Annotated in this window: 9 protein-coding genes; 6 read left to right on the top strand and 3 right to left on the bottom strand. The window is 63.6% G+C overall.

Annotated elements, in window-relative coordinates; genetic code table 11:
- From ABSG20_RS23915 to ABSG20_RS23905, 3 genes are all read left to right on the top strand, one after another.
- On the top strand, positions 1-294 hold a 294-nt coding region (locus tag ABSG20_RS23915; RefSeq protein ID WP_423866976.1), incomplete at its 5' end, for an NUDIX hydrolase.
- The gene (locus ABSG20_RS23910) at positions 291-569 is read left to right on the top strand and encodes a DUF6111 family protein (protein ID WP_423866975.1); all 279 of its coding nucleotides are present in this window, start codon (positions 291-293) and stop codon (positions 567-569) included. The genes ABSG20_RS23915 and ABSG20_RS23910, both read left to right, overlap by 4 nt.
- Positions 566-1,822 (top strand): CCA tRNA nucleotidyltransferase, encoded by a 1,257-nt coding sequence (locus ABSG20_RS23905; RefSeq protein WP_423866974.1) that lies wholly within the window; start codon positions 566-568, stop codon positions 1,820-1,822. Before ABSG20_RS23910 ends, ABSG20_RS23905 begins: the two co-directional genes overlap by 4 nt.
- 93 nt (positions 1,823-1,915) lie before the next feature.
- Here ABSG20_RS23905 and ABSG20_RS23900 read toward each other — a convergent pair whose 3' ends face one another.
- Together ABSG20_RS23900 and ABSG20_RS23895 are read right to left on the bottom strand one after the other, a co-directional pair.
- The gene (locus ABSG20_RS23900) at positions 1,916-2,164 is read right to left on the bottom strand and encodes a YodC family protein (protein WP_423866973.1); all 249 of its coding nucleotides are present in this window, start codon (positions 2,162-2,164) and stop codon (positions 1,916-1,918) included.
- A 259-nt stretch (positions 2,165-2,423) separates the two neighbouring features.
- Entirely contained in the window at positions 2,424-2,915 is a 492-nt protein-coding gene (locus tag ABSG20_RS23895) for a tRNA (cytidine(34)-2'-O)-methyltransferase (protein WP_423866977.1), read from the bottom strand.
- 293 nt (positions 2,916-3,208) lie between these two features.
- Between ABSG20_RS23895 and petA the strand changes: the two genes are divergently transcribed.
- From petA to ABSG20_RS23880, 3 genes are all read left to right on the top strand, one after another.
- Positions 3,209-3,736 (top strand): ubiquinol-cytochrome c reductase iron-sulfur subunit, encoded by a 528-nt coding sequence (gene petA / locus ABSG20_RS23890; protein WP_423866972.1) that lies wholly within the window; start codon positions 3,209-3,211, stop codon positions 3,734-3,736.
- Positions 3,737-3,814: 78 nt separating this feature from the next.
- A complete protein-coding gene (locus tag ABSG20_RS23885; RefSeq protein WP_423866971.1) occupies positions 3,815-5,887 on the top strand; it encodes a cytochrome c1 in 2,073 nt (690 codons plus the stop codon).
- Between the two features lie 172 nt (positions 5,888-6,059).
- Positions 6,060-6,734: a dienelactone hydrolase family protein gene (locus ABSG20_RS23880; protein WP_423866970.1), complete on the top strand. Its 675-nt coding sequence runs from the start codon at positions 6,060-6,062 to the stop codon at positions 6,732-6,734.
- 18 nt (positions 6,735-6,752) lie between these two features.
- Here ABSG20_RS23880 and ABSG20_RS23875 read toward each other — a convergent pair whose 3' ends face one another.
- Entirely contained in the window at positions 6,753-7,757 is a 1,005-nt protein-coding gene (locus ABSG20_RS23875; protein WP_423866969.1) for a VOC family protein, read from the bottom strand.
- Between the last annotated feature and the right edge of the window lie 355 nt (positions 7,758-8,112).

Below are 8,112 nucleotides of genomic sequence, written 5' to 3'. Positions count from 1 at the left end.
GTTGATCCGATCGGCTATCTCGATCTGTACGGTACCGGCTTTGGATTTCGGATCCTGCCTACCGTCGCGCGGGTCAGGCCGGGCTTCACGCTGAGCATCAACCGCGCCGAGGTAGACGATGCCTTCGAGGTCCCGCTTGCGTTCCTGATGGATCCCGCAAACCATCAACGTCTGACCCGGGAGTTTCGCGGCATCGAGCGCTCGTATTACGCCATGCCGTTCGCGGACCGCTATATCTGGGGTGCGACCGCGGGAATTCTGCGTATGCTGTACGAGCGGATCTATCTGCCATGATCCGTCCGGCGTTCACCGAAGTTCTGATTTTCCTGATCCCGTTCGCGGTCTATGCGCTGTTCCTGCTCGCGACGCGCTCCGGGCTGGTGGTGCAGTCGTCCTGGCCGGTGCATGTCGTCGCCAAACTGGTGCTCGGTTCGCTGCTGCTGGTGCTCGTCAGTTTCATCCTGCTCGCGCACTTTTCCGGCGCGGCGCCGAACTCGACCTACGTTCCGGCGCATATCGAGAATGGCAAATTCGTTCCCGGAGTGGAAATTTCCGGAGTTGAAAAATGAGCGATGCGCGCGTGCTCGACGACGCGCCATGGCTCACGTCCGGTCCAGCCGCCCGCGTGCTCGAACTGTTGAACGGCCATGGCGAGGAAGCCCGTGTGGTCGGCGGCGCGGTCCGCAACGCGCTCTTGAAGATTCCGACCGGCGACATCGACATCGCCACCACCGCCGTGCCATCCGAAGTGATCCGCCGCGCCAAGGCGGCCGGCATCAAGAGCGTGCCGACCGGCATCGATCACGGCACGGTGACGCTGGTCGTCAATGGCCAACCCTTCGAGGTCACGACCTTGCGCGTGGATGCCGAGACGTTCGGCCGCAAGGCCAGGGTGGCGTTCGGCCGCGACTGGATTGTCGATGCGCAGCGGCGCGACTTCACCATCAACGGCCTGTCGGTTGACGCCGCAGGTCGCTTGCACGATCACGTCGGCGGACTTGACGACATCGCCGCAAAGCGCGTTCGCTTCATCGGCGACCCGGACCAGCGGATCGCCGAGGACTACTTGCGCATCCTCCGGTTCTTCCGCATGCACGCCGCCTTTGGCGATGGCGAGCCGGATCGCACCGGCTATCTCGCCTGCATTCGTGCGCGGCGAGGTCTGGCGAGCCTGTCGGCGGAACGGGTGCGTATGGAAATGCTGAAGCTGCTGGTCGCCGAAGCTGCCGAAGGCGCGATTGCGGCGATGGCGGACGGCGGCTTGCTGCTGCCGATTTTCGGCGGCGTCGCCTATACCGGTGCGTTTGCCGCGATGATCGCAGCCGAGCGTTCGCTCGGGCTGCAGGCGAACGCGATCCGAAGGCTCGCTGCCCTGGCGGTCGCCGTCACCGAGGACGCGAGGCGGCTTGCGGGGCGGCTGCGGCTGAGCAATGCCGAAACCAGGGCGCTGGATTCCATGGGCCATCGCTGGTGGCGGCTCGCCGGGATGGACGAGGCGACCGCGCGGCGACGGCTCTACCGGCTCGGCGAGGATCGCTATCGCGACCGGCTGATGCTGGCCTGGGCGCGGGCGGGAGATGATGGCCGTTTCGCGCAATGGCGCGAGCTTGCCACCTTGCCGGAGCGCTGGCGCGCGCCGAAATTTCCGCTCAAGGCGGCCGATTTCATCGCCCGCGGCATCGCCGAGGGCCCGGCGCTGGGCCACGTGCTGGCGTTGGCCGAAGACGCCTGGCTGGCGACGAATTTCGCGCTCGAACAACAGGCGCTCGAAGCCATTGCCGACCAGACCGTAGCTCGCTTTACCCGCGACCACAGGCTGTGAAGATCCTCTGAAGCAGGTCGATGAGGCTGTATCAAGACCGGCAAAGCGATGCCGCCGGCGATCGCAGGACCGGCGGCATCGTCTTGAAAAAGCTCACGCAACGCTTTTCCTGTCCTCGTCTTCCTCGTCCTCGTCCTCGTCTTCCTCTTCGTCGTCCTCTTCTTCCTCGTCGTCATCCAGGATGTCGGCAAGCTCCAGGACGGCCAATGGCAGCGTTTGGCGAAACAATTCGCCTTCCGTGCCCATCCAGAGGCACGCGGCGGCGCCGTCGCTGACTTCTGCCACCGTCATGGGATGACCTCCGGATTTCAGAATGACAACATCGCCTGGTTTCAAGTTCATGGTTCGCTTCCTTCAATGTTGATGGGCGCGCTTCACAGGCTATTGATCGGACGTGACAGGCCGATCACGGCCTGGCGCGCGCGGTCGTCGATGCACCGCCAAATGCGATGCCGGTGCGTCGTCCTCCAACTTCACGGCGCGCGGATGGCGTTTCGTACTTCGAGCAATAGCGTTTTCGAGCGAAGTGGATACCGATTCGTATCAACCGCGCGTCAAAGCATGGAATAGAGCCGCGCCGGGGCGAGCCTTGCCGGCGGGATCACGGACGGGTCGAACTCGCGTCGTTGGATTGCAGGCCGGTGGCGCGACCGGCTTGCCGCAGCGCCTCACCAATGGCCATGGCTGCCGCCATCGCGACATTGAGCGATCGCAAGCCGGGCTTGATCGGGATTGCGAGCCGTGCGTCGGCCGCGGCGAAAACCTCGTCGGGTACGCCTGCGCTTTCCCGTCCGAACAAAAGGACGTCGGCCGCGCTGTAGCCATGGTCGAGATAGGAACAGACGCCGCGGGTCGTGAACAGGATCAGCCGGTAGCCTCCGGCGTGACGCCACTGCTCGAATTTTGACCAGGAATCGTGACGCGTGATGGTCACCTGGTCGAGATAGTCCATGCCGGCCCGGCGGAAGTGCCGGTCGGATACCGGAAAACCGGCGGGCTCGATGATATGGGCTGCAACCTCGAGGCAGGCGCAGAGGCGAAGGATGGTCCCGGTGTTCTGGGGGATGTCGGGCTGGAATAGCGCAATCTGCATGCCGTGCCGGCCCCTCGGGTCTGCCATGAAATATCTGGACAAATCGCTGCCGCGCACGGAATTCGTGCAGGGCACGCTTGGCAGCCGATAGCGGGCTTGCGCTCTTCCGGCAAGGGTGCCAATAGAACGATTCTGGACTGCTGGTTCCTTAGCCTTTGGCCGGGAAAAGCGGTCCTTCTGCCGCCGCGGGGGCCGCGGGCGCCGGCAGCTTCGCTGGCTTCGTATATGCCTGCTTCGTATATGCGTTTGCTGGGGTGGTTCCACCGGCTGCAACTTGGAAAGGGTTTGCAATCGTGACGACAGCGTCCTCAGTGGATTCCACCCGCCGTGATTTCCTCTTTATTGCAACCGGCGCCGCCGCCACCGTCGGTGGATTGGCCACGCTATGGCCGTTCGTTGCCCAGATGAATCCGGACGCATCGACCATTGCGGCCGGCGCGCCGATCGAAGTCGATCTGACGCCGATTGCCCAGGGACAGGACATCAAGGTGTTCTGGCGGGGCAAGCCGATCTATATCATGAACCGCACCAAGAAGCAGGTCGACGAGGCGCGCGCGGTACCGGTCGCGAGCCTGCCCGATCCGCAGAGCGACCAGGCCCGGGTCAAGGAGGGCCACGATCAATGGCTGGTCGTGATCGGCATCTGCACCCATCTCGGCTGCATCCCTATTGCCTATGAAGGCAATTACGACGGCTTCTTCTGCCCCTGCCACGGCTCGCAATACGACTCCTCGGGGCGTATTCGCCAGGGACCGGCGCCTGCCAATCTGGCGGTGCCGCCCTATCAGTTTGTTTCCGACAGCAAAATCCAGATTGGCTGAGTTAAGGGATCGGGGATCCCGCACTTGGCTTGTCGCGCAGCTTTGCCTTACTTTAAACCGCTTCTTCAGGATCGCATCATGAGCGGACCATCCAACTACCAGCCGTCCCATCCCGCCTTGAAGTGGCTCGAGCGGCGCCTGCCGATTTTGAGTTTCGCCCATGCCTCGTTCGTGGCCTATCCGACGCCGCGCAACCTGAATTACTGGTGGACCTTCGGCGCCATTCTTTCGGTGATGCTCGGGGTGCAGATCCTGACCGGCGTGGTGCTGGCGATGCACTACACGCCGAACGCCGATCTGGCCTTCAGGTCGGTCGAGAGCATCGTGCGTGACGTGAACTATGGCTGGCTGTTGCGCAACATGCACGCCAGCGGCGCCTCGATGTTCTTCCTTGCCGTCTATATCCACATGTTCCGTGGCCTGTATTACGGGTCCTACAAGGAGCCGCGCGAGGTGCTGTGGATCCTCGGCGTCATCATCTACCTGCTGATGATGGCGACGGGCTTCATGGGCTATGTGCTGCCGTGGGGCCAGATGAGCTTCTGGGGCGCCACCGTCATCACCAATCTGTTCTCCGCCATTCCCTATTTCGGCGAGAGCATCGTCACCCTGCTGTGGGGCGGCTATTCGGTCGGCAATCCGACGTTGAACCGGTTCTTCTCGCTGCACTATCTCTTGCCGTTCGTGATCGCCGGCGTGGTGGCGCTGCACGTCTGGGCGCTGCATGTCGCGGGCCAGAACAATCCGGCCGGCGTCGAGGCGAAAACCGAGAAGGACACCGTGGCGTTCACGCCCTACGCGACCATCAAGGATGCGTTCGGGGTGTCCTGCTTCATGCTGTTCTACGCCTGGTTCATCTTCTATATGCCGAACTATCTCGGTGACGCCGACAACTACATCGTCGCCAATCCCGGCGTGACGCCGGCCCATATCGTGCCGGAATGGTACTACCTGCCGTTCTATGCGATCCTGCGCTCGATCCCGAACAAGCTCGCCGGCGTGATCGCGATGTTCTCGGCGATCATCGTGCTGGTGTTCCTGCCCTGGCTCGACAGCGCGAAAACCCGGTCCTCCAAGTATCGGCCGCTGGCAAAACAGTTCTTCTGGATCTTCGTCATCGTCTGCGTGCTCCTGGGCTATCTCGGGGCGCAGCCGCCCGAGGGCATCTACGTGATCGCCGGCCGGATCCTGACCGCCTGCTACTTCGGCTATTTCCTGATCCTGTTGCCGCTCCTGAGCCGGATCGAAACGCCGCGCACCATTCCCAATTCGATCGCCGACGACGTGCTGGCGAAACACGGCGGCAAGGCGGCGCCGATGGTGTCCGCGGTCATCCTGTTCGCGGTCGCCGGCGGGCTGTTCGCCGCAAGCGCTTCGAGCGCCCGGGCCGAAGAGCCGGACGTCCCGCCGTCGCAAAAATGGTCGTTCGCCGGTCCGTTCGGCAAGTACGATCGCGGCGCGCTGGAGCGCGGCTTGAAAATCTACAAGGAAGTCTGCTCCGCCTGCCACAGTCTGAATTATATCGCGTTCCGCAATCTCGCCGATCCCGGCGGTCCCGGATATTCGGTTGCCCAGGCGGCGGCGTTGGCAGCCCAATACAAGATCAAGGACGGCCCGAACGATCAGGGCGACATGTTCGAGCGGCCCGGCCGTCTGGCCGATTACTTTCCCCCGCCATTCCCCAATGATCAGGCCGCGCGCGCCGCCAATGGCGGCGGACTGCCTCCCGACCTCTCTTTGATCACCAAGGCACGCTCTTACGAGCGCGGTTTCCCGACCTTCATATTCGACTTTTTCACGCAGTTTCAGGAGCAGGGCCCGAATTACGTCGCCGCGCTGCTGCAGGGCTTCGAAGCCAGCCCGCCGCCTGGCGTCAGCATTCCCGACGGCTCCTACTACAACAAATATTTCCCCGGCCACGCCATCAAGATGCCGCCGCCGCTGAGCGATGGCCAGGTGACATTCGACGATGGGTCACCGGCAACGCTGGCGCAATACGCCCATGACGTCGCCACCTTCCTGATGTGGGCGGCGGAGCCGCAGATGGAGGCGCGCAAGCGGCTCGGGATGGAGGTCTTCATTTTCCTGATCATCCTGTCGGGACTGTTGTATTTCACCAAGAAAAAAGTCTGGGCCGACGTCCACGCCTGACGTCATCCGGATCTGAAATCCGAATGCGAAAAAGCCCCGGCCGGGGCTTTTTTGCTGGGATACCGAACGCGCCGCGGGTCCGGACGCGGTACAGCAAATGATTGCCTCGCGAGCGCGCGGCGGACTATATAGCCCCGGTCGGCCACCCCCCTGAAATCGTCGGAGCAAGCCCATGGGTACCAGCATTACGTTCAAGCGTCCGGACGGCAAGGACGCCAATGGCTATCTCGCCAATGCCGCGCGCGGCAACGCGCCGGGCGTGGTCGTGGTCCAGGAATGGTGGGGGCTTTCGGAAAATATCAAGGGCCTGTGCGACCGCTTCGCGCTGGCGGGCTTCGACGCCCTGGCGCCGGATCTCTATGCCGGCGTGCTGGTGCCCTATCACGACACCGACGCCGCCAACAAGCAGATGACCTCGCTGGATTTCATGGACGCCACCACCCAGACCGTGCGCGGCGCCGCGCAATTTCTGGCCAAGAACGGCGCCAAGGTCGGCCTGACCGGCTTCTGCCTCGGCGGCGCGGTCACCATCATCGGCGCCACCAAGGTTCCGGAACTGGCCGCGGGCGTGGTGTTCTACGGCATCCCGCCGGAGCAGGCCGCAAAGCCTGCGGACGTGAAAATTCCGCTGCAGGCCCATTTCGCCAACACCGACGACTGGTGCACCCCGCAACTCGTCGATGGCTTCGAGAAGGCGATGAAACAAGCCGGCAAGTCGTTTGAGGTGTTCCGCTATGACGCCCAGCACGCGTTTGTCAACGAGCAGCGCGTCTCGGTGCACGATCGCGCCGCGGCCGAGCTGGCCTGGGGCCGCGCCACCGAGTTTTTCCGCAAGCATCTCGGGTGAATGGCTGCCTTAGTTGAGTTAGTCGCCCGCCTTCACCCCATCCCACCACGGACAGGTCCCCGACATCAGCTGGTAATTCCCCTCCATCACCTGCACCGGCGCCCGCAGGCCCGCGGCCGCGGCGCGCATCCGCATCTCGCGAGCCTCCTCGCGCGCGGCCGGCGGCAGCCAGACCCGTTCATGGCCCCACAGGCTCGGGCCGTTCTGCATTTCGAATGGGCGCCAGGTCGAAGGATCGATCTCGCGGCCGCCCCAGCCGCATTCGACCATGAACGACGACGGCGTTCTGGCATAGAACGACGTCATCAGATCGTTGGTGTGACGCCCGAGCGTGACGTTGACGCGGTCCGCTTCGCTCAAGGCGACATCGTAGCACTGGCCGACATCATCGAGCGAGAACAGTTCGACCATCAGATGATGCATGCCGTTGCGGCCGGTTTCGATCAAAGCGAGGCTGTGATGCCTTGCATTGATGTGGAAGAAGAAGGCGCGAAACGGCTTTTGCATGTAGTCGCTGAGCCCGAAGCCGAGCAGGTCGACGTAGAACGGCATCACCGTATCGATATGTTCCACCGTCAGCACGGCATGTCCGAGGCCGAGCGGCCCGGTGCGGAAGCCGGAAATCGAGCGGCCCGGACAAAACGGCGTCGCGTCGATCTCGGCGCCGTAAAAGGCCTCCAGCCGGTTGCCGGCCGGATCGCGAAACGAAATCAGGCCGCCGACCCGCCGCGCATCGGCCAGCGTCTGCGGCTCGGCCAATACCTCGACCTCGGCGGCTTCCAGCCGGGCCGCGAGCGCTTCCAGCGCGGCGGCATCCGTCACCTCCCAGCCGAAGAAGCGCGCGCCCTCGGGCATCGAGCGGTCGATAACGATGCGCTGCTTGCGGTCATCCATCCGGAAGGCGAGCAGCGCAGCGCTGCGCTCCACCGCCTGCAGGCCGACCAGGCGGGTGCCGAACTGCCGCCAATCATCGAGCGCGGACGATCCGAACCCGGCATAACCCAGCGCCTGCACCGCCGCCATGGCAGTCTCCCTTGTTCTTGTTGTCCATTCTTGACTGAATCCTACGCGTATTTCTGGCCTTTCCAACCCAAAAGACCTGCCAGGACACTGGGGATTCAGGCGCGCTTGGCAAGCATCCGCTTTCGATGGGTCCACCACGTTTGGCTTTGCCATGCGCCGCAACCGGCTGGCGCCGTGGAAGCACGCGCCATGGGCGTGGCTTGAGGACCTTCCAACCGTCATTGCGAGGAGCTCTTGCGACGAAGCAATCGTGTGCCGTGGAAAGGCACAATTCTTGAGAGGGTGCAAGTCCCTCCCGGCAAGGGTCGCTCCGGCCGGTAGCAATCGGAGCAGGCGGGGAGGCAACGAGCCGTCT

It is taken from the genome of Bradyrhizobium sp. (assembly GCF_049512235.1).
Taxonomy (GTDB): domain Bacteria; phylum Pseudomonadota; class Alphaproteobacteria; order Rhizobiales; family Xanthobacteraceae; genus Bradyrhizobium.
This window is presented reverse-complemented; position numbering and strand designations above follow the sequence as displayed.

What these genes read in the sequence shown, in the direction of transcription:
- ABSG20_RS23885 (WP_423866971.1), top strand. Translation starts at nt 3,815, where the DNA reads ATGAGCGGACCATCCAACTACCAGCCGTCCCATCCCGCCTTGAAGTGG.
- ABSG20_RS23910 (WP_423866975.1), top strand. Translation starts at nt 291, where the DNA reads ATGATCCGTCCGGCGTTCACCGAAGTTCTGATTTTCCTGATCCCGTTC.
- ABSG20_RS23880 (WP_423866970.1), top strand. Translation starts at nt 6,060, where the DNA reads ATGGGTACCAGCATTACGTTCAAGCGTCCGGACGGCAAGGACGCCAAT.
- ABSG20_RS23900 (WP_423866973.1), bottom strand. Translation starts at nt 2,164, where the DNA reads ATGAACTTGAAACCAGGCGATGTTGTCATTCTGAAATCCGGAGGTCAT.
- ABSG20_RS23895 (WP_423866977.1), bottom strand. Translation starts at nt 2,915, where the DNA reads ATGCAGATTGCGCTATTCCAGCCCGACATCCCCCAGAACACCGGGACC.
- ABSG20_RS23905 (WP_423866974.1), top strand. Translation starts at nt 566, where the DNA reads ATGAGCGATGCGCGCGTGCTCGACGACGCGCCATGGCTCACGTCCGGT.
- ABSG20_RS23875 (WP_423866969.1), bottom strand. Translation starts at nt 7,757, where the DNA reads ATGGCGGCGGTGCAGGCGCTGGGTTATGCCGGGTTCGGATCGTCCGCG.